Origin of the sequence: Sphingobacterium thermophilum, from assembly GCF_039541675.1 — a bacterium.
Taxonomy (GTDB): Bacteria; Bacteroidota; Bacteroidia; order Sphingobacteriales; family Sphingobacteriaceae; genus Sphingobacterium; species Sphingobacterium thermophilum.
The window spans coordinates 35,373-56,995 of sequence record NZ_BAABGR010000029.1 but is presented as its reverse complement, the minus strand read 5'-3'; the positions used below and the strand labels follow the sequence as shown (position 1 = coordinate 56,995).

21 protein-coding genes and 2 tRNA genes are annotated in these 21,623 nt (G+C 40.2%); 13 read left to right on the top strand and 10 right to left on the bottom strand.

Translation table 11 applies throughout. The features are described from left to right. Positions 1 to 383 precede the first annotated feature (383 nt). The 6 genes from ABD873_RS09980 (at position 384) to ABD873_RS09955 (ending at position 7,479) form a co-directional block, all read left to right on the top strand. A complete protein-coding gene (locus ABD873_RS09980; protein ID WP_345067938.1) occupies positions 384 to 2,936 on the top strand; it encodes a TonB-dependent receptor in 2,553 nt (850 codons plus the stop codon). Between the two features lie 196 nt (positions 2,937 to 3,132). Continuing rightward, positions 3,133 to 3,738, top strand: coding sequence for a hypothetical protein (locus ABD873_RS09975; RefSeq protein WP_345067936.1), 606 nt, complete (start codon positions 3,133 to 3,135; stop codon positions 3,736 to 3,738). Next, entirely contained in the window at positions 3,732 to 4,460 is a 729-nt protein-coding gene (locus ABD873_RS09970) for a DUF3307 domain-containing protein (protein WP_345067934.1), read from the top strand. The genes ABD873_RS09975 and ABD873_RS09970 overlap by 7 nt, the downstream gene beginning before the upstream one ends. Before the next feature lie 15 nt (positions 4,461 to 4,475). Continuing rightward, positions 4,476 to 5,606 (top strand): serine hydrolase domain-containing protein, encoded by a 1,131-nt coding sequence (locus ABD873_RS09965; protein ID WP_345067932.1) that lies wholly within the window; start codon positions 4,476 to 4,478, stop codon positions 5,604 to 5,606. Between the two features lie 60 nt (positions 5,607 to 5,666). Beyond that, positions 5,667 to 6,182 (top strand): hypothetical protein, encoded by a 516-nt coding sequence (locus tag ABD873_RS09960; protein ID WP_231561425.1) that lies wholly within the window; start codon positions 5,667 to 5,669, stop codon positions 6,180 to 6,182. A gap of 139 nt (positions 6,183 to 6,321) precedes the next feature. Then, entirely contained in the window at positions 6,322 to 7,479 is a 1,158-nt protein-coding gene (locus tag ABD873_RS09955) for an MFS transporter (RefSeq protein ID WP_345067929.1), read from the top strand. Positions 7,480 to 7,523: 44 nt separating this feature from the next. Here ABD873_RS09955 and cmk read toward each other — a convergent pair whose 3' ends face one another. From cmk to yihA, 5 genes are all read right to left on the bottom strand, one after another. After that, positions 7,524 to 8,201, bottom strand: a complete 678-nt coding sequence (gene cmk / locus ABD873_RS09950) for a (d)CMP kinase (protein WP_345067927.1) — start codon at positions 8,199 to 8,201, stop codon at positions 7,524 to 7,526. A gap of 2 nt (positions 8,202 to 8,203) precedes the next feature. Continuing rightward, entirely contained in the window at positions 8,204 to 8,617 is a 414-nt protein-coding gene (locus ABD873_RS09945; RefSeq protein WP_345067924.1) for a hypothetical protein, read from the bottom strand. Between the two features lie 2 nt (positions 8,618 to 8,619). Next, complete coding sequence (gene topA / locus ABD873_RS09940; RefSeq protein ID WP_345067922.1) at positions 8,620 to 10,974, bottom strand: type I DNA topoisomerase; 2,355 nt, start codon at positions 10,972 to 10,974, stop codon at positions 8,620 to 8,622. 78 nt (positions 10,975 to 11,052) lie between these two features. Beyond that, positions 11,053 to 11,916: a UbiA-like polyprenyltransferase gene (locus tag ABD873_RS09935; RefSeq protein WP_345067920.1), complete on the bottom strand. Its 864-nt coding sequence runs from the start codon at positions 11,914 to 11,916 to the stop codon at positions 11,053 to 11,055. Between the two features lie 3 nt (positions 11,917 to 11,919). Then, positions 11,920 to 12,537: a ribosome biogenesis GTP-binding protein YihA/YsxC gene (gene yihA, locus ABD873_RS09930; protein WP_345067918.1), complete on the bottom strand. Its 618-nt coding sequence runs from the start codon at positions 12,535 to 12,537 to the stop codon at positions 11,920 to 11,922. Between the two features lie 96 nt (positions 12,538 to 12,633). On the opposite strand from yihA, the gene ABD873_RS09925 reads away from it, so the two are divergent. The 5 genes from ABD873_RS09925 to ABD873_RS09905 all read left to right on the top strand — a co-directional run bounded on the left by ABD873_RS09925 (position 12,634) and on the right by ABD873_RS09905 (position 17,384). Beyond that, positions 12,634 to 13,557, top strand: a complete 924-nt coding sequence (locus tag ABD873_RS09925; RefSeq protein ID WP_345067915.1) for an ABC transporter ATP-binding protein — start codon at positions 12,634 to 12,636, stop codon at positions 13,555 to 13,557. Further along, positions 13,544 to 14,866, top strand: coding sequence for an ABC transporter permease (locus ABD873_RS09920; protein WP_345067913.1), 1,323 nt, complete (start codon positions 13,544 to 13,546; stop codon positions 14,864 to 14,866). Before ABD873_RS09925 ends, ABD873_RS09920 begins: the two co-directional genes overlap by 14 nt. 39 nt (positions 14,867 to 14,905) lie before the next feature. Further along, complete coding sequence (nhaA, locus tag ABD873_RS09915; protein WP_345067911.1) at positions 14,906 to 16,078, top strand: Na+/H+ antiporter NhaA; 1,173 nt, start codon at positions 14,906 to 14,908, stop codon at positions 16,076 to 16,078. Between the two features lie 127 nt (positions 16,079 to 16,205). Further along, positions 16,206 to 16,544 (top strand): DUF2853 family protein, encoded by a 339-nt coding sequence (locus ABD873_RS09910; protein WP_345067909.1) that lies wholly within the window; start codon positions 16,206 to 16,208, stop codon positions 16,542 to 16,544. Positions 16,545 to 16,673: 129 nt separating this feature from the next. Then, complete coding sequence (locus ABD873_RS09905) at positions 16,674 to 17,384, top strand: hypothetical protein (protein WP_345067907.1); 711 nt, start codon at positions 16,674 to 16,676, stop codon at positions 17,382 to 17,384. 213 nt (positions 17,385 to 17,597) lie between these two features. Here ABD873_RS09905 and ABD873_RS09900 read toward each other — a convergent pair. Then, positions 17,598 to 17,682, bottom strand: a tRNA-Ser gene (locus ABD873_RS09900). Between the two features lie 91 nt (positions 17,683 to 17,773). Continuing rightward, the gene (locus ABD873_RS09895) at positions 17,774 to 18,298 is read right to left on the bottom strand and encodes a YceI family protein (RefSeq protein WP_345067905.1); all 525 of its coding nucleotides are present in this window, start codon (positions 18,296 to 18,298) and stop codon (positions 17,774 to 17,776) included. A 205-nt stretch (positions 18,299 to 18,503) separates the two neighbouring features. Between ABD873_RS09895 and ABD873_RS09890 the strand changes: the two genes are divergently transcribed. Continuing rightward, positions 18,504 to 18,577, top strand: a tRNA-Arg gene (locus ABD873_RS09890). Positions 18,578 to 18,712: 135 nt separating this feature from the next. On the opposite strand, the gene ABD873_RS09885 is transcribed toward ABD873_RS09890, so the two are convergent. Both ABD873_RS09885 and ABD873_RS09880 read right to left on the bottom strand, forming a co-directional pair. After that, complete coding sequence (locus ABD873_RS09885; RefSeq protein WP_345067903.1) at positions 18,713 to 19,243, bottom strand: adenine phosphoribosyltransferase; 531 nt, start codon at positions 19,241 to 19,243, stop codon at positions 18,713 to 18,715. A gap of 3 nt (positions 19,244 to 19,246) precedes the next feature. After that, a complete protein-coding gene (locus ABD873_RS09880; RefSeq protein WP_345067901.1) occupies positions 19,247 to 20,146 on the bottom strand; it encodes a ComEA family DNA-binding protein in 900 nt (299 codons plus the stop codon). A gap of 80 nt (positions 20,147 to 20,226) precedes the next feature. Here ABD873_RS09880 and ABD873_RS09875 point away from each other — a divergent pair, with 80 nt between their 5' ends. Continuing rightward, positions 20,227 to 20,835, top strand: coding sequence for a polysaccharide deacetylase family protein (locus ABD873_RS09875; RefSeq protein ID WP_039053196.1), 609 nt, complete (start codon positions 20,227 to 20,229; stop codon positions 20,833 to 20,835). Positions 20,836 to 20,840: 5 nt separating this feature from the next. Here the strand turns inward: ABD873_RS09875 and ABD873_RS09870 are convergent, their stop codons facing one another. Beyond that, positions 20,841 to 21,623, bottom strand: a complete 783-nt coding sequence (locus ABD873_RS09870) for a DUF4249 family protein (RefSeq protein ID WP_039053195.1) — start codon at positions 21,621 to 21,623, stop codon at positions 20,841 to 20,843.

The following is a 21,623-nucleotide window of genomic DNA, read 5'->3' as shown; positions in this document are numbered from 1 at the left end:
CCACATTTCAACATCTTAAATCACAATAAAAGATTTTACCTATTAAATAAGGTTTATAGCACTTTTTGGGGCTGCAGTGCTAAGGCAATTTTATTTTTCCTTTTCTTCATCTTTACAAAAATTATAACAACCAACTATTTACAATAATCTGACAGAAAGACTTACCTTAGCTTACTACCGGAGAAAAATGCTTTTAAATACAATAGCAACAGATTAATTTCTGTCACTCAATTAGTTAACTAAACAATCAAATTATTTTTGAATATATTTTTGGCAGATATAAATAAATAAAATTAAGTGCTTTATTTGAACTTTAACAATATTTTACATTTTTAAGTTTTTAAGTTACCTTTGCAACCAATTGAAATATTTTATCTAACAAGATGAACAAAAATTCTACCCTACTGTATGCCTCTATGGCATTCATGCTTACCAGTAACGTCGCTCTTGCTCAACAAGTTATCACTGGTAAAGTTACCAACGGCACGGAACCTATCGCGGGTGCCACAATCATGGTTGCAGGAAGTAAGGAAGGAACTTCTACCGATGCGGAAGGTAACTTCAAATTAACCACCAACCAAACAAGCGGCCAGCTTCAAATCAAATTCCTCGGCCACGAAACAAAACAAGTTAATTTCTCTGCTAACACACCTATTGGTACTATTATTTTAGTTCCAAGTGGCGAACAAGCATTGGATGAAATTCTTGTAGTAGGTCGTACTTTATTGGATGTGGCTGAAGACCGTTTGACTCCAATTGCAGTATCTACAATCAAGAGAGATGTAATTGAAGAAAAAGTGGGCGGTCAAGATATCACTGCCGCTTTAATCAACACGCCTTCAGTGTATGTGACAAGTCAAGCTAAAGGATTTGGTGAGTCCTCGATGACTACTCGTGGTTTTGACCAATCTAACACGGCATTCTTATTGAATGGACAACCTATCAACGGTATGGACAATGGTCGTGTGTACTGGTCTAACTGGAACGGGCTTTCGGATGTAGCCTCACTTGTTCAGATCCAACGTGGTTTAGGTTCTTCAAAATTGGCTATCTCGTCAGTAGGTGGTACGGTAAACTTCATCACCAAATCTACAGAGATGCAACAAGGCGGTTTCGTAAAACGCACTGTAGGTAACGACATGTACCGCAAAACTACAGTTGCCTATAACACCGGCTTGATGAAAAACGGACTTGCCGTATCTTTGATGCTTACCGACTGGAAAGGCGACGGCTATATGAACCAAACCGGAGGTGCTGGACAAACCTATTTCCTATCTGTGGGATACAAAGTCAACGATAAACATAACTTAAACTTAATGGTAACCGGTGCCCCACAATGGCATATGCAAGGTTATACAGCAAGTTTGAAAAACTTCTTAGAAAAAGGTAGAAAATATAACGACAACGTTTCTATCATCAATGGCGTAGAAACCAACGTACGTAAAAACTTCTACCATAAACCTGTTGCCAACTTCAACTGGGACTGGAAAATCTCTGAAAAAGCGTCTTTAGCTACCGTATTATATGCTTCTATGGCACGCGGTGGTGGGCAGTCACAACGTACTGACGCTACAAAAGCTAAAGTTCCTTACTTGGCAGCAGATATGAACAACCACCAATGGTATGGTATCGTATCAAACTATAACCGTAAGCTGAATGACAACCTGTCCTTCAACATTGGTTTTGACTTGCGTGATTATAAAGGAACTCACTACAGACAAGTTACTGACTTGTTAGGTGCTCCTAGCATCACTCATGAAGTTAAAATGTTAGTTCCTTCACAATCCCAACTTTACGTTACTTCCAATGTATTCTCTACCAACCCTTGGAAAACATGGACTAACAGCGCCACTGCCAAAGAAGATCGTATAGCTTGGGAATACGACCAAATCATTCGTTATGGCGGTTTGTTCGGTCAAATTGAATATGCTAAAAATGGATTTACAGCATTCTTCCAAGGTTCAATTTCCGAACAACAAAATATCCGTGAAGACTATTATCAATATGAACCGGGTAAACAAAAATCGGATGCCGTTAACAACTTCGGTTACAACGCAAAAGGTGGCTTGAGCTACACTTTAGCCGGACACACAATCTTCGGTAATGCCGGGTACTACTCTCGCCAACCATACCAAAACAATATTTTCATGAACTATGCAAACGATATTAACCCTTTTGCATACAATGAGAAAATTTTAGGTCTTGAGTTAGGCTATAAATTCACTTCGAAATACTTCGATGCTAACTTGAACGCTTACCGCACTACATGGGAAAACCGCGTAACAAGTAGCTCATTCATCGCTTCAGATAAAGATGTAGCGAAATATGATCCTAACTTAATCGCTATAGGCGAATTGATCTACCAAACAAATTACGGTGTAAAACAAGATCACAAAGGTTTGGAATTAGACTTCGCAGCACGTCCTTTCAAAGGATTTACATTGAAAGGTTTTGCCTCTGTGGGTGATTGGAAATATGATGGTTTAGCTAAGACTATCCTACGTAACGAAGACCGCATCCAGTTAGGTATCGAAGAAAAAGACCTTACTGGCGTAAAAGTTGGCGATGCCGCTCAAACTACTTTCGGTGGTGGTTTCAAATACTTTATCATCAAAGACTTGGCTATAGATGCTGATTACCGCTACCACGACAGATTGTACGGTGCTCTTCCATCAAACGGTTCACAAACATTAAGATTGCCTTCTTACGATTTAGTGGACGCCGGTCTATCGTACAAAGTAGTAATTAGCGACAAAAACACTATCAGCTTCCGTGTCAACGTAAACAACTTGTTCGACGAGTTCTACATCTCTGAAGCTACTTCATACCGTACCGCTGGCCCTAACGACGCTACTTGGAAAGGTATCAACACTTCTAACTATGTGTTAGTAGGTTGGGGACGTACATGGACTGGTTCAGTGAAATTCACGTTCTAGGATATTTTACACACCTATATTATTTATCTCCGAAAGGCTTCTATCAAGATAGAAGCCTTTTGTTTTTGTCTCCTCCATAAAATATCACTAATTCTAATAATAAATTAAATTATCATTAAAAATAATGATATAATAAATTATCACTCATATTGATGATATAATAAATTATCATTACATTTGATTATAAAATAAAACAATGAGTTCCCTAAAAGCTATCCTTACCGGTGATATCGTACATTCCAGAAAAGTAAGTTCTGAAATATGGCTGTCGGTTTTGACTGATTGTCTACGTCACTATTCAAATAAATTTGATATTTTTAGAGGCGATAGCTTTCAAATAGAATTACCGTTAGAGAAATGCATTGAAGCGGTATTTTACATAAAAGCAAGTATACGTACCATAGAAAAACTTGATGTACGGCTCGGATTGGGCATAGGTAAAATAGAAGTGGAACGACAACATGTAAAAGATTCCTCGGGAGAAGCCTATATCTTTTCGGGCGAAGCGTTTGATACGTTGGACAAAGAGCTGATTCGTGTTCGATCACCGTTTGACCATTGGGATGAATCTACCAATATCATGTTGCAGCTGGCTACTGAACTGGCAAACAGATGGACAGTGAATATGGCAAAAACAGTAAAAACCGCTATAGAACATCCCGAAGCCAGTCAACTGGAATTAACAAAGTTATTGCATAGAAAGCACCAAAGTCAAATTAGCACCGAGCTAAAGAAAGCTAATTGGCAAAAGATCAAACTGACCATAGAATATTGTACAAAGCAATTACTAATCACATGCTAACATTATTACTAAAATTATTATTAGCACATCTTATCGGAGACTTCGCCCTACAGACGAAGACGATGGTCCTTAGAAGAAAAGATAATGTTGGCTACCTTCTCTTGCACATCCTTATCCATATCGCCCTTTTAGTCGGTTTCCTTTGGAAGGATAAAGAACAATACGCTTTGGTCATCGCAACCATCGCTATTTCCCATCTGGCAATCGACAGTCTAAAAATATGGATGGAGGAAAAATTTCCTCGCAATCCCTTTCTGCTCTTTGTCATTGACCAAATCTTACATATAAGTATCATCTTCATCGTAGTGATATTCTCCTTTGGATGGGATGCTCTTCCTCTCCAACAGATTTCCTTCGAAAAGGTGTTGCTATACAGCATTGCTTTCGTAGCTATCACCATTGTCACACCCGTAATCTTAAGGCTATTCTTTTCCAAGTGGCAAAAGGAATCCGAATTTTACAACAAGAAGCAAGACAGTCTAATGCATGCCGGATTATGGATAGGTATAATCGAAAGGCTGCTTATAGTATTGTTCATACTGGTGGACTTTTGGGAAGGAATAGGTTTCCTGCTAGCTGCAAAATCCATCTTCCGCTTCGGAGACTTGGCCAACGCCAAAGACACCAAATTCACAGAATACATACTCGTAGGGACCTTAGCAAGCTTCATGATTGCCATAAGCATAGGCTACGGCCTAAAACTTCTATTGAACATCATTTAATAACAACCTATAACTATGAAAAAACTTTTAATGTCATTATTCGCAACGTTAACAACCGTATCCCCTCTCTTAGCACAGCAAGTAAAAGACGATGTACAGTCCATAGCGGATAAATATAAAGCCGTGGGTGTCGCCTACGTCGTCGTCAAAAACAACAAAATCATAGAAAAAAATGCTATAGGATACAGCTCGCTAGAAACGCAGGAAAAACTGGACGTGGACAAACATATCTTCCGTATAGCGTCCATCTCTAAATCGTTTACCGCCACAGCGCTCATGCAGCTGGTAGAAAAAAAGATAATAAGCTTGGAAGACGACTGCAGCGACTTGGTAGGTTTTCCTATCCGTAACCCTAAATTCCCGGATAAAAAAATAACCTTGAAAATGCTTCTTTCCCATACTTCCAGCATCAATGATGCCAACGGATATTTTGAGCTGGATGTTATCAACCCTTCAAAAAACCCAAACTGGCAAAAGAGCTATAACGACTACGAACCGGGAACAAAATATCAATACTGTAATCTCAACTTCAACATGGCGGGAGCTATCCTAGAAAGATTAACCAATGTACGCTTCGACCAATACATACGGCAGCAGATTCTCGACCCACTAGGACTATATGGAGGTTATTGCATAGACTCCTTGGACAATACACGCTTTGCTTCCCTATATTCTTACAATCAGAAAAATGACCAATTTGTCTTAGAGCCGGCAGCATACAACCCGCGCAGTGAGGATATTAAAAACCATAAGTTGGGAGAAACAACCCCTATATTCTCTCCAACCGGTGGAATGAAAATATCGGCAGTAGACCTGGCCAAATACATGATCATGCACATGAACTACGGCAAGTCCGGAAAAGTGAAGGTTCTTAACAAGAAAACTTCCAAGCTCATGCAGACAAAAATATCGGATGACGAAGGTTACGGATTGGCACTACAGGAAACGGATAAGCTGATTCCCGGACAGCACCTCGTAGGTCATACAGGATCGGCATATGGTCTCTATAGCGCCATGTTCTTCAATCCTAAAACCAAATACGGCATCGTCGTCATTACCAACGGATGTGTATTGAAATATAAAGACGGCTTTGTGGCGATGAACGCGGAAATCATCAACTTACTGTATAACAAACTCATCAAATAACAACAAAATATTTGGCTTATTATTTGCAAAGGTTAAGGTAAAACTTAACCTTTGTTTTTTATGAGAAATATCGTCCTTCTTATAGCCTTAACATACAGCTGCTTTGCTCTTACCGTTAAGGGACAAGATATATCCGATATCGACCTATACGATATCCGAAAAGATTTCAACAAGGGCGTAAAGGACGAGAAGCTATGCAAACAATACTTGCAGGTTCTAAAGACTAATCCCAAAACTTCCATAGAAAGAGGATATCTAGCGGCTTTTACCATGTTTACAGCCAAACATACAATCAACCCTTTTAAAAAGATGAGTCACTTCAAGGAAGGACGTAAAATGCTGGAACAGCAGATCCAACAAGACCCTCAGAATCCGGAGCTACGCTTTATACGTTTCTGCATACAGCATTATACCCCTGATTTCTTGGGATATAAAGATAACCTAACTGAAGATAAACAGTTTCTTCTTGCCAACCTTCACAAGATGACGGACGAAAAAGCTAAAACAATCATTTTTAACTTCTTAAAAGGAACTAAACTTTTCAGCCAGGACGAATTAAAGCAGTTAAGCAAATAGCTATCCCCTTTTCTCTATCTAACAAAAACATTCATGCCCATTGGATTTGACATCTAATCCATTTTTCCTATCCTATAATTAAGTACCTTTGCCCTCCTAAAATAGTTTTATAATATGTCTCTAAACAAAGGTCTATAATATGTCTCTAAACAAAGGTCTGATTTCTTTAGCATTCGGTGGATTGGCAATAGGTATGACCGAATTTACCATGATGGGTATACTCCCCGACATTGCCAACGACATAAATATAGATATTCCCACTGCCAGCAACCTTATCGGCCTCTATGCCTTAGGGGTAGTGGTGGGTGCTCCCACATTGGTAGCTGCCACCTCCCGTTTTCCGGCCAAGAAGGTGTTGCTATTTCTGATGCTATTATTTTTTGTATTTAATGGTCTTTTCGCCATCGCACCTAACTATTGGAGTCTGTTTATAGCACGCTTTATCTCGGGACTACCACACGGCGCTTTTTTCGGTATAGGATCTGTAGTAGCCTCCCAGCTGGCTACACGTGGTAAAGAAGCACAAGCCATAGCCATCATGTTTACAGGCATGACCATAGCCAACCTTGCTGGTGTGCCATTGGGAACTTTTATCGGACATCATTATGATTGGCGAATCACCTACGGTATAATAAGCTTTTTAGGATTGCTGACTTTCCTAACCATCTACTTCTGGATGCCAGCCCTCCCTGCCAACAAAGACAGCAACGTCATAAAACAAATTGGATATTTCAAACGATGGGATGCTTGGCTTATCATAGCGGTGATATCCATCGGCACAGGAGGGCTGTTTGCTTGGATAAGCTATATTTCAAAGCTGGTGACCACTGTATCCGGTCTTTCTGAAGACAGTGTTTCCATAATTATGGTGCTAATAGGAGCAGGAATGTGTGTGGGTAACTTATTAGGAGGAAAGGTAGCTGACAGCCTCTCTCCTAGCAAAGCTGCGATGACCAGCTTTGGCGCCATGGCATGCTGCCTTTTGGTATTATTCTTCATTGCCCATATCCAGATTTTTGCTTATCCCATGGCCTTCATTACAGGCATGATAGCCTTCAGCATAGGTCCTTCATTACAGATGATGCTCATCAATAATGCCAAAGGTGCCGAAACTTTTGCGGCCTCAGCAGGTCAGGCTGCTTTCAATATAGGTAATTCTTTAGGCGCTTATTTCGGCGCTATCCCCTTGCTATATGGACTAACATATAATTATCCTTCCTTAGTTGGGGTAGTAATGGCCAGTATAGGAGCACTTCTGACGTATATTTTTTATACTCAAGTAGAACGCAAATATTAAACATATATAGAAATAAAAAAGGCGGTATTGCAATACCGCCTTTTTTATTTCTTCTTCTTATTATAATGCTCCAAAACAAATTGAAGTTGCTGCTCTTGCGTCATATGTGAGTTATCCAGCACTATAGCATCTGCGGCCTGACGAAGTGGACTCTCTGCCCTAGTGCTATCAATATGATCGCGGTGCGCTAGGTTTTCTATGACTTCTTCTAGGGTGACGTCCTCACCTTTTAATGTAAGCTCTGCGAAACGACGGTTTGCTCTCACCAAAGGATCTGCCGTCATAAATATTTTCAGATCTGCATCCGGAAAAACTGTAGTCCCTATATCGCGACCGTCCATGACGATATTACGTCTGGCCCCCAGCTGTTGTTGCTGCGCTACCAAAGCTTTACGTACCTCCTTAATGGCACTCACCTCACTGACCTTGTCCGATACCTCCATCTGGCGTATGGCATCCGAGACATCTTCACCGTTCAACAAAATCAATGTCTTTTCGGTATTGGGAATAAAATCAATATGGATATTATCCAAAGCTTTCTTAACAGCCTGTTCGTTCGTGAAGTCTATATTATTCCTCAAAAAATAAAGCGTCACCGCTCTATACATGGCGCCGCTATCTACAAAAACAAAATTCAGCTCCTTGGCAATGGCCTTAGCTACCGTACTTTTACCGCAAGAGGAGAATCCGTCTATCGCTATGATAAAATTGTCTCTTGCCATAATTAGATATTCCCCCCAATAATAACTCCCGGCTTATTTACCAGAGGAACTTTACTTAAATTTTCGTCCACGATACTTTCAGGTAAAAAGATATACTTTTTATCGTAAATCGTACTTTCAATATAATAACTCAACCAATATTCGTTTGTAAGGCCGAACACCTGAGAATCTATAACCTCAATCTGAACTGCACTCTGCGCCTCTACGTCTCCCAAGAAATGACGCAAGACCGTAGTCTTCACTTCCTTGCCATCTTTTTCACCATACCCTTTGGAGGAGATTAACACATTACGTAAAGGTACATCTTTCTCATTGACAAGATAAACCGTCCAATGTCTGGCTTCCGGCGTCTGGCTTTCCAGAACTACCGCCACCGATATATCTTCTACAATATTAACCGGCAAATCCTTCTTCATCTTTAACTCTTTTTCGTAGACTTTGTCGTTTTCTTTGTACTTGTTTTGGCTTTGGATGATTTAGGATCCTCCTCAACCCATTTCAACACATCTGCATAGGTGATGGCATTTATATCCGTACCTTTCGGAATCTTGATGTTTTGCTTACCAAAACGAATGAAAGGTCCCCAACGGCCATTTTCAATACGTGCTTCTTCATTTTCTTCAAAAACACGTATCACCTTATCAATATCTTTTTGGCGTTTTTCCTTTATAATTTCTATTGCTTGCTCTTCGGTGACATCCAAAGGATCCAAACCTTTAGGTAAGGAATAGAAAGCAGAATTGTGACGTATGTAAGGACCAAAACGTCCTACAGCTACTACCATTTCCTTACCTTCAAACTCTCCTACCTTCTTAGGAAGCTTGAACAAATCCATAGCCTCCTCAAAGGTGATGGTTTCAATCATCTGCCCTTTACGTAGAGAAGCAAACTTAGGCTTTTCCTCATCGTCTTGGGTACCTAGCTGTACCAAAGGCCCGAAGCGTCCTACACGCACACTGACTTGCTTTCCGGTCTGAGGGTCTATTCCAAGAATACGCTCGTTTGTTGCACGATCGGCATGCTCTAAAGTATCCTGCACCTCCTCGTGGAAAGGACGGTAGAATTTTTCCAGCATGTCGGTCCATTCTTTTTGCCCTTGCGCAATTTCGTCAAACTCACGCTCTACCTTGGCTGTAAAATTATAATCTACAATTCCCTTAAAATGCTCTACCAAGAAATCGTTGACCAACATACCTATGTCCGTCGGGAACAGTTTGCTGCGCTCCACTCCTGTCATCTCACTCTTGACCACTTCGGAAATCTGTCCTCCCGATAGTTTAAGCACCTTATAATCGCGAGGTTTTCCATCACGATCTTCTTTTACTACATAACCTCGATTTTGTATAGTAGAGATGGTAGGTGCATAGGTTGAAGGACGTCCAATTCCTAACTCTTCCAATTTCTTCACTAATGAGGCTTCCGTATAGCGCGCTGGAGGTCTCGAGAAGCGCTGCGTAGCTGTCATCTCACTAAGGTGCAACAGCTGTCCAATCTCCAATGGAGGTAATAAGGTGTTGTCCGAATCCTCTTCCGTCATAGTATCATTCTCATCATCGACAGATTCCATATACACTTTAAGGAAACCGTCAAATTTCATCACCTCCCCCGAAGCAGAAAGCTCTTCCTCTCTTGTAGACACGGAAATCTTGGCTACAGTCTTTTCAAATTCTGCCTCACTCATCTGTGAAGCTATAGCTCGCTTCCATATGAGCTCATAAAGGCGTACTTCCGAAGGCTCCCCCTGAATGGTGTGGTTGGCGAAGTAGGTTGGTCGGATAGCTTCGTGCGCCTCCTGAGCGCCTGTAGTCTTCGTCTTATATTGTCTCTTCTTATGATATTTCTCGCCGTAGGCTTTCAGAATTTCGGCTTTAGCCCCCTCTATAGCGGTATCCGATAAGTTTACTGAGTCGGTACGCATGTAGGTGATATGCCCTGCCTCATACAGTCGCTGTGCGATCTGCATGGTACGTGCTACCGAATAGCCTAACTTGCGGCTAGCTTCCTGTTGCAAAGTTGACGTCGTAAACGGTGCCGCCGGTGAACGTTTGGCCGGCTTCTTCTCCAAACTTTTTACAGTATAAGAAGCTTCAACACAATCTCTCAAAAAATACTCAGCCTCCTCTTTCGTGGCAAAACGATGAGGAAGCTCAGCCTTGAAAGATTCTTTAGCCTTTCCCGTACTGAAGATAGCCACAATCTTAAAGGAAGCTTCCGGCACGAACTTGTTAATCTCGCGCTCACGTTCCACAATAAGACGCACCGCAACGGACTGCACACGTCCTGCCGACAATGAAGGCTTCACCTTACGCCACAGCACGGGCGACAGCTCAAAACCTACAAGCCTGTCTAACACGCGACGAGCCTGCTGGGCATGCACCAAATTGTAATCTATCTTTCTTGGAGATTCAATAGCTTTCAAGATAGCAGGCTTGGTGATTTCATGGAAGACAATACGCTTGGTCTTTTCCTCCTTTAGTCCCAACGTCTCAAAAAGATGCCACGAAATAGCTTCTCCCTCACGGTCTTCATCGGATGCTAACCAAACAGTCTCAGCTTCTTTTGCCAACTTCTTTAACTCACTGACTACAGCCTTCTTATCTGCCGGAACCTCATATTTTTGTTTAAATTTATTTTCGGTATCAATTGCGTCATCGGTTTTTACCAAATCACGAATATGCCCATAACTAGACTTCACAAGAAAGTCACTTCCTAAATATCCCTCTATCGTCTTAGCCTTCGCCGGCGACTCTACAATTAATAAGTTTTTAATCATTTAATGTGTTAAGATTTTTGCAAATAAAAGTAATTCAAAATGGAATGACAATAATTTTTGATTTTATTCAATATAAAACTAAAAAAACCAATGTCCGCTTGCTAAATCCAATAAGTAGAATATAGCAAACACTACAGAGGCTACACCATTGGTAGTCATGAAAGTCTTGTCCACCCGTGATAAATCCTTTAAACTTACAATGCGGTGTTGATAGACCAACAAACCGCCGTAAAACAATACTCCTAAATAATATAAAAGACCTACTTCTATGTAGAAAATAGGCAATACAATAAGGATAAAGGATAATACGTGCAATATCTCGGAAATACGCAAGGCTTTAGCTCCTCCAAAATTTGCAGGTATGGAATTTAATCCATGCGCCCTGTCAAACTCTTCATCCTGCAACGCATAAATGATATCGAAACCACTTACCCAAGTCAATACTGCAAGACCATATAATATAGGCACAATATGAAACTGTCCTGTAACAACCATGTAAGCACCTACCGGCGCTAAGCCCAATCCAAGCCCTAACACCAGATGGCATAATGGCGAGATTCTCTTCATATAGGAATAAAATAACACCACAAATAAGGCTACAGGCGATAACGCCATACATAAGGGATTTATAAAATAGGTTGCCACCACAAAAATAAGACAATTTACTATCGTAAAGCGTAAAGCCTGCTGTGGCGTAACACGCCCTGCGGGAATATCCCTTACTGCTGTACGAGGATTCAGCGCATCAATATCCCTGTCTAAGTAACGGTTGAAGGCCATAGCTGCATTTCGCGCCGTAACCATACATACCAACATCAATACCAATAAAGACCAACGGAACTCAACGTCTGTGGTGCTTACTGCTAAAAAAAATCCTATAAAGGCAAAAGGCAACGCAAAAACACTGTGTGCAAAAAGCACCAATGACATATATTTCCTCATAACTTAAATACTCTTTGTTGGCGGTACAAATGCCGCATTAATATCTGCAATAGTGTCAAGAATAGGTTCCAACCCTGTTTTCTCCTCCGAAGATGTCAGAAAACGTGGTGGCACTTCTTCAAACCATTTTAACAAGGCTCTACGGAATTTAGCCATATTTTGGTCACATTTCACACGCGACAGCTTGTCTGCTTTCGTAAAAATCAACATAAACGGAAGACCGTTTTCTCCGAGCCAACAACAAAAATCCAAATCAATCTTCTGTGGCTCCAAACGCGAATCGATAAGCACAAATACACATTGCAGATTCTCCCTCGTAGTAAGATATTTGCGGATAAACTTTTCCCAGTCCGCCCTGTTTTTCTTGGAAGTCTGCGCATAACCATAGCCCGGCAAATCCACGAGATACCACTCCTTATTAATTATAAAATGATTGATTAGCTGCGTCTTGCCCGGCTTTTGGGAAGTCTTCGCCAGCCCCTTCCTTCCTGTAAGGGCGTTTATCAAAGAGGATTTCCCTACATTTGAACGTCCAATAAATGCATATTCAGGCAAATTTGGAGCAGGCAACTTATTCACCTGCGTATTGCTACAAACGAATTCTGCGGTTTTTACTACCATAAAACAAAGGTAGAATTAATTTTATATAATATAAAAGTCGTATCTTTTCGAACTATTTTTTTCATTAAGATTTTATTTCCATAAGATACATTCATAATGATGCTCTCATTACAGAATATAGTAAAAGACTATGCTAATTATCGGGCGTTAGACCACGTAAGCATTGATGTTCCGAAAGGTAAAATATTTGGTCTTCTAGGTCCTAATGGTGCTGGTAAGACTTCTCTGATTCGAATAATAAATCAGATTACCGCTCCCGATGAAGGTGTCGTATACTTTGATAACGAAATCCTGTCTCCCAAACACATTGAACAAATAGGATATCTTCCGGAAGAAAGAGGTCTATACAAGAAAATGAAAGTGGGTGAACAAATGATTTATCTAGCTCAGCTAAAAGGTCTTAACAGAATTGATGCAAAGAAAAAGTTAAATTACTGGTTCGACAAATTGAATATCGCCGACTGGTGGAACAAAACTATTGAAGACCTAAGCAAAGGCATGCAACAAAAAGTACAGTTTGTCGCTACCGTAATCCATGAGCCGCGGTTGATTATTTTGGATGAGCCTTTCTCAGGCTTCGACCCGGTCAACGCACAAATCATTCAGGATGAAATCCTAGAGCTCAATCATAAAGGAGCCACCATCATCTATTCTACTCATCGCATGGAAACTGTAGAAGAGCTGTGCGACAACATTGCCTTAATTAATAAATCACGTAAGATACTGGACGGCGCACTCTACGAAATCAAAAGCCAATACAAAAACCAGACATACACCATAGAATTCCTGAAAAGCAATGTCAGTATTCAGTCAAACGAAAGCTTTGAACTGATAGAAACAACAGAAAATCATGATATTACACGTATAAAAATAAAACTCAAAATCCCTCACACCATCAATGATGTATTATTGTCACTTATCCCTCATGTGCAGATACATCAAGTGCAGGAAATAATACCTACTATTCATGATATTTTTATAGAAAAAGTAACACAAACTTCTATCTATGAACAAAATTAAACTTATCATACAAAGAGAATACATCACACGAGTTAGAAAAAAATCTTTTCTGCTTACCACTTTTATTGTACCACTCTTTTTTATAGGGATGTACATTGGGGTAATCTTTTTGACCAAGAAAAGTTTTGAAGATAGCCATGCTTTTGTTTATATCGTCGATGATACCCAAGAAGTCATCCACAAGTTAAACTCCTCAAAGAATGTCACTTATCTCAAAGAAGCTCAAGATTTACAACAACAGATTGCAAAGCTAGGAGAGAAAAAACATACCAGCATACTATATATTCCTGGGGACTTCTATGAAAGCATGAAAGTAGAATATCTGTCGCAGGATAAACCTAACATAAATGTACAATCAGAAATCAAAGATACGCTTAACAAAATCATAACAGACAAAAAATACGAACAGCTCGGCATCTCACCTGACATCCGGAACAGTATAAAGAGCAAGGTCATCATGAATGCTAAAGAAATCCGTGCTGACGGTAAAGCTGAAGACTCCAATACAGAAGTTGCTATGGTAATAGCTATGGCCCTATCTATCTTAGTTTATATTACCTTGTTCCTATATGGTGCTCAGGTGATGAGAGGCATCATAGAAGAAAAAAGCAACCGCATCGTCGAAGTTATCATCTCTTCGGTAAAACCTTTTCAGCTGATGATGGGCAAAATCGTAGGCATAGGGCTGGTAGGGCTTACCCAATTTGCCTTATGGATTGTAGTATCGCTATCCTTGGCAGGCGTAGCATCGACCTTTTTGATATCAAAGCAGGAACTTACCCAAGAAGTCTTCGGCAACAAAATGCCTGTAGATACCCTAACTGTCTCTTCCGTTGAAGCCTCCGGCGATATGGCAGAAATCATGGCGATGTTTCAGACTGTTAATTTTACAGAAATTATCGTTTGTTTCTTTATCTTCTTCCTCGGAGGATACTTAATTTACAGTGCGCTCTTTGCTGCCGTAGGGTCGGCCGTAGATAGCGAAACCGAAGCTTCTCAGTTTACTATGCCTATAACTATGCCGCTCCTGCTCACCTATGCCTTATCATTTGGGGTGCTCATCAACGATCCGAACGGCGCAATAGCCATGTGGTTAAGCTTCATCCCTTTTACATCTCCCATAGCGATGTTGGTACGCATCCCTTTTGGGGTACCATTATGGCAAATTATCCTGTCCGCTTCCTTATTGGTCGTTGGTTTTATCTTTACAACCTGGGTGGCAGCCCGTATTTACAGAGTAGGAATTTTAATGCACGGCAAGAAAGCTTCCTATAAAGAGTTGATAAAATGGTTTAAATATAAAAGCTAAACCCTATTTTTGTTCACCTAAACAAATATTTATACTACTATGTCAAAACTTATTAATCTACGTTCTTTTAAAGAGTTTTTCGAATCCAGTACAGGAGGAGGAATATTATTGATGGTCTGTGTTGTTTTAGCCTTGATCGTGGCCAACTCTCCTCTCGGCGACAGTTTGCTGACTTTACTCTCGACACAAGTAGGTTTTGAAAATGAATCTATCCATCTTAAATATTCTATCAAACAATGGATTGACGATGGCCTTATGGCTATTTTCTTTCTATTAGTAGGTTTAGAAATTAAAAGAGAGCTGGTAGAAGGCGAATTGGCCTCACCCAAGAAAGCCGCTCTTCCCATTTTTGCGGCAGTAGGTGGTGCCTTGCTTCCGGCAGCTATCTATGGTATATTAAATTTCTCTGAAGACACCCATCACGGATGGGGTATTCCTATGGCTACGGATATAGCCTTTGCTCTTGCGGTAATTTCCATGCTTGTCAAACGTGTGCCTGCAAGTCTAAAAGTTTTCTTGGCAGCCTTAGCCATCGTGGATGACTTATTAGCCATATTGGTAATTGCCATATTTTACTCATCCGACTTACATCTAACTTATCTGCTTTATGCCGGAATTTTATTCCTCATCCAGATAGGTTTCAATAAGTTTGGGGTAAAAAATATCTTAGCATATGTGATTCCAGGAGTCTTCATGTGGTATTTCATACATCACTCTGGCGTTCACGCCACGATAGCAGGTGTATTGACGGCAATGACCCTTCCAACGACAGAAGACGATGTAGAGTCTCCTCTGGAAAGATTAGAACATCTTATAGCCAAACCTGTAAACTTCATCATCATCCCCCTGTTTGCATTTGTGAATACTGCTATAGTGTTAAGTGCCGATATGTTTGGAGGGCTTACCTCACGTATGGGAATGGGTATAATCTTGGGATTAATATTAGGGAAATCCCTAGGGATATTATCCACTTGTTGGATCTGCGTGAAATCAGGGATTTCTTCCTTGCCTGAAGGAGCCAAATGGTCTCATATGTTCGGGGTAGGACTACTGGGAGGTATAGGCTTCACAATGTCCATTTTCGTGTCCATGCTTTCTTTTTCGGATGCTCTTCACATTGAAGAAGCCAAGTTAGCCATTTTGGTAGCCTCCCTATTAGCAGGGGTATTGGGATATCTATACCTAAAAATGATAAGCAAAAAATCCATTTAGTGTAGAATTTTCACTACCATAAAATAAAAGATATAGCTTCTGCTATAGGCTCATTGACAATAATTTGTTAATTTTAATATAAGGTCAAAAACATAAAACTATTCATAAACCTAAATACAATATTAAGATGAGCAAATTAGATGAAAAAATCGCTGCTTACGTAGCAGAAGCAAAAAAATTAAATCTGGATTTGGATGAATCATTGATTGCTGCAGTGACAAAAGGTTTAGGACCGTCAATCTATAATGCAGATGCTGAAACCATCGCTGCATCAGACAAATCAGAATTGGAGCGTATAAAAACCAATTTCATGATTAAAAAGCTAGGACTCAAAGACGATGGAAAGCTTGACGCAGCCTTAGAAGAGGTCATCGAAGCCGTAGGCAAATCCAACAGAAATAAGTATAGGGCTATCGTCTATGCTTGGCTAGTGAAAAAATTCAAAAAAGAGTCTGTATATAAATAAAAGCAACAAATATCATTAATGAAAAGGTATTTTAGGAGTTCTAAAATGCCTTTTTGTATTTTATGAGTTGCTGCTGTAGCTTTTGCTTTCCCTCTTGCGTTATATCTACAAAAGAAAGAATAACAGATTATGATGAAATCGAGGATATTAAAAGTATTATTTGCAGCATGCATTGCTGTAACCACTACGCTACAACAAAGCTGTCTTAAAGACGATTTAGATTATTCCAATGTTCCGCAAGCCGGTTTTACCATGATCAACCTTTATGATCAAGCAAACGGCATCATCCACAAAGCGGACAACAACTACATACAGGCTATGAACAGCCCTCTTCAATACAAAGGAATCAACTTCGTTTATTTATATCCTGGAAACAGAAGGATACAAACTCTATCCCTGAACGGAAATGTGCTGCTGGATAGTGTATATACGATTAAAGACAGTTTACTATATACATCTGTCGTTTTCAGCAAACCTAACGCTACGGTAGGACAACTACTTATTGACGACCAACTTGTAGAAAACCTAGAGGACAGTCAAGTGGCTTTACGCTTCTTCAACTTGGCCAAAAGCAATATTACCGCAGATGTATTTGTAGACAATACTCAACTTGTTGATGACAGAACATTCGACGGCATTCCGACCAGCAACCATGACAAATTCGACTTCGTGAAGGCATCAGCCACAGCACAGAAAATAATCGTAAAAAACCAACAAGATGAAGTTGTGGCTGAAAAAGAACTTAAACTAAATGCACGAAGACAGTACAGTATATTCTTGATAAATAAAGAAGAAAGTAATACTTATGAAATCCTCATCTTTGAGCAGTACCGCTTATAAAAAGTTACACCCGTTTTAATCAATATATCTATTTAATTTCTCTGACAAAGTCTTCCAGTCCTTGGAAGACTTTTTTATTATGGTTAGCTCCTAAAACGCTTGTCCTACCTCTTCGCTTTGAAAGCGATGATAACGATGATTAGTAAATGTCTTTTGATGATGGAAATTGACTTAAAACAGAAAAAGCTTCATCATCAGATGAAGCTTCCCTTGCGGAGAGTGAGGGATTCGAACCCCCGGACCTGTTACAGTCAACGGTTTTCAAGACCGCCGCATTCGACCACTCTGCCAACTCTCCGCCACAAAAGTAGAAATTCCCTCTCGATTTCCAAAATTTATTTTAAGATAAAAAGCAGTTTCTTGCCATGATTAGGCCAGTATTTTGGAAATTAAGACTTTACAAATTGCAAGTCAGCAGTAAATTTCACTTCTTCCGATACCATTACTCCTCCGGTTTCCAAAGCCGCATTCCAAGTAAGGCCGAAATCTGTCCTATTAATTTTACCTTGTACCGTATAGCCCACCTTATCATTACCCCAAGGATCCTTGGCAGTGCCCCCATACTCGATATCAAAAGTAACTGACTTAGTGACATCCCTTATCGTCAGATCGCCAGTTATCTTATAGCTATCCTCATCATCTTTACTGATAGACGTAGATTTGAACGTGATATAAGGATAGGTAGCCACATCAAAGAAGTCGGAACTCTTTAGATGCTGGTCACGCTGATCGTTGTTGGTGCTTATAGAACTAACATCTATCTTAACTTCTACCGAAGACTTTTCAAAGTCTTTCTCATCCTCGGTAACATTGATTTCGAAAGCACTGAACTGTCCTTTAACGGTAGAAATCATCATGTGGCGCACTTTAAATTCTATTTCACTGTGCGCATTATCCAATTGCCATGTTGCCATAATTGTTATTTTTTTAAGTTTTAGACCCTGTTTTACGATTTATTATAAAGTTAGGAGTAACGCTGTTTTTGTATCTTAATATAGATTAAGATTTTCAAAAAAATATTGTATTGTGTAGCAAAGAGTTATTCAAAATTCAACAAATTTTGGTCTGGAAATTTTGCAAATTCTAATCAAAATACTACTTTTGTGTTACCAAAACGAAGCGCCAATAGCTCAGCTGGATAGAGCAACGGTTTTCTAAACCGTCGGTCAGGGGTTCGAATCCCTTTTGGCGTACTTCTTTTGAAAGCCTCTCCTTAAGGAGAGGCTTTTTTTATAGTAATATTTCTAACGCTCAATTTTCGAACCAAATTTTCAATAAAAAAGCTGCCCCACCTTTGAAGCAGCTTTCTCTACCTTCAGCTTTATGCCTTAATTATATCTTACTAAAGAGTAAACATTCTCACTAAAACGATGGAGACGTCCCTCCCCTTTCAAAAAGTCAAGACTTATCAAAAACGAAAATCCGGCCACATGACCGCCCAACTTTTCAATAAGTTTGGCTGCCGCCACTACTGTACCTCCAGTTGCCAACAGATCGTCGTGGATAAGCACATTGCTGCCTTGCGGAAAGGCATCCTCATGCACCTCTATAGTAGCCTGTCCATATTCCAGTTTGTAAGACTCTGCTACGGTCTTTGCCGGCAATTTTCCCTGCTTGCGGATAGGCACAAAAGGAATCTTAAGCTTATTGGCAACCATTAATCCGAACAGAAAACCACGACTCTCAATGCCGGCGATAACATCCAGCTTCAGGTGCTTGATTCTGTCCACAAAGGCGTCGACAATATCTTCACACAGCTGAGGGTCTTTGAGAATAGGTGTTATGTCTTTGAAAATAATTCCCGGTTTAGGAAAGTCGGGAATATCACGAATAGCATTTCTTAAGTTCTGCTCAACCATTGCTTAAAATTGTAAATATGGTTCAATTTTACGCAAAAAATCTGGATCAAAAGATTTTATTTCATATAAATCTTCTATGGAACGGAAAGGACCGTGTTGCTTTCTGTAGTTGACGATGGTCTGAGCCTGTTTTCTGCTGATATAGGGATGTTTACTCAAACGCATTTCGTCTGCCTCATTGACAGGAATACGTCGCAACAGGATGGTATCTACCGTTAAAAAAGGAGCATTAGCATCTACGGTTTCTTGCGGCATTCCATACACCTCCTTCAGTTGGCTAACCGAAAAAAAGCCTCCCAGAGCCTCACGAAACTTGACAATACGGGCTGACAGCACCGTACCTATTCCTTTCAATCTCTTCAGTTGGCTCGTGTCGGCACTGTTGATTTCTACCAGTAGCGCCTCCCTCTTCTTCGCAGCAGGAGCAGAAGGATTATACCCCGTCGTCCTTCTCTCACTTGCCTCCTCATGCCGTATACGTATATAAGGCTCCAACCTTCGGTAATCATTCTCCGATAGGCTGTAAATTTTCTTCAAGTCTTCCTTCTCATAAAACTTTCCTCCCTTATTCCTATAATTGAGTATTACTTGAATCTTACGGTCAGAAAGCCCCAATTTCCTCCATTCTTCTAAACTTGCCGTATTCGGGTCGAAAGGGAAATAGCTGACCACACGCTTTTCCCCCGAAAAGACAGGAGCCGAATGATCATCAAAAACCTCTTCCTTCGTATATGATGCTCTTTCAGCTTGAAGCTCATAAAGATGATGCGACACTTCTTCCTGAGGACGAAAATGCTTATGTACAAAAAGGCTAACCTGGATCAACGCTATCCCCAGACACAATACGATAAAACCTTTACGTTCGGTCGCCGTAAAATGAAAAAACTCGAAAAAATGACGCATTACAAAAAAGTCCGAAAAGAATTGGTTATCTTAAAAACGCTTTATTACTTAAATTTGCAAAATAATAACGTAAAATTAAAATGTATTTTGTCAATGCACCCTTCTTCCTGCGCTGGTATTATCCCTTCGTCATATGGAACAAAAGTCGAAAAGAGAAGAAAATATATCTCACATTTGACGATGGCCCCATTCCGGAGCTTACACCATGGGTGCTGGACACTTTAAAACAGTACGGAGTTAAGGGAACATTCTTCTGTGTGGGAGAGAATATCGTGAAGCATCCGGAAATCTTCCAACGTATCAAAGAAGAGGGGCATCAGATAGGCAACCATACTTATAATCATCTTCGTGGCTGGGATCATACAGATTCAGAGTATATAGAGAACGTGTACAAGTGTCATGCATTGACAAAATCCAAGCTATTTAGACCTCCCTATGCTCGAGCCAAGAAGTCTCAACTCAAGGTTTTGCGTAAGGATTTCGAATTTATATATTGGGATGTGCTATCTGGAGATTTCGACCTCACTCTATCTCCTGAGAAATGTCTACACAATGTATTGACATATACGCGAAACGGATCTATTATTGTCTTTCACGACAACCTCAAAGCGGTTCCGCGTATACAATATGCTTTGCCAAAAGCTATAGAAATCTTCTTGAAGAAGGGGTATAACTTCGGCACCCTATAAACGAGTTACTCGCGCTCAAACTCTACCCGGAAGCCATACCTCTTTGCTAGACTGACACTGAAATAGCCTAGCGCTCCATTAGAAATGTTAGAAGTAGGGTTTGCTGGTGCTGCACTGCCGGGATTAGTGGATTGCACCTCATTCCAGTATGTAAACACAGGCTTATCTACAATCTGTCTACGCACCACCACAGAATCTCCCCAACGAATATCCTCATCGGAAAGCTGATGTGTCACATATAGTCCGTCATTAAACTTATCGCTATATACACGGGAAAACTTAAACTCTTCTCCATTCACCGAAATATTGTATTTATAATAGTTGGGCTCATTCTGAGGATCGTAAAACTTTAAAGTTACAGAGTATAATGTATCTGAGAAAATAACATCTTCCACTACGCCTAAGGAATCTACATCGATATACGGATTCACATAGGATGAAGCACGAAACTCTTCCCCTTCGATTGTTACTAACAGGTTATAAGTTCCTTTCTCTCGTGGTCTGAATGTTGCTCTATATCGACCATCGCCAATATGCTGAAAAGTATATATGCGTCCTCTATCATCCGTAACCACTACAGATGCATTCTCCACGGGATTATAACGACGTGCCTCATCGAAAGCCACGGTCTGTGACACCTTAATAATCTGCTCATTGGATAGGTCCGTCAGATCGCCCTCAATGACATAACGGGGATCAGCAGCATTCAGATCCAAATGAATCAACTCTTCACATGAAGTCAATCCCAAAAACAATATACTTATGAATAAAAAAATTACTTGTCTCAT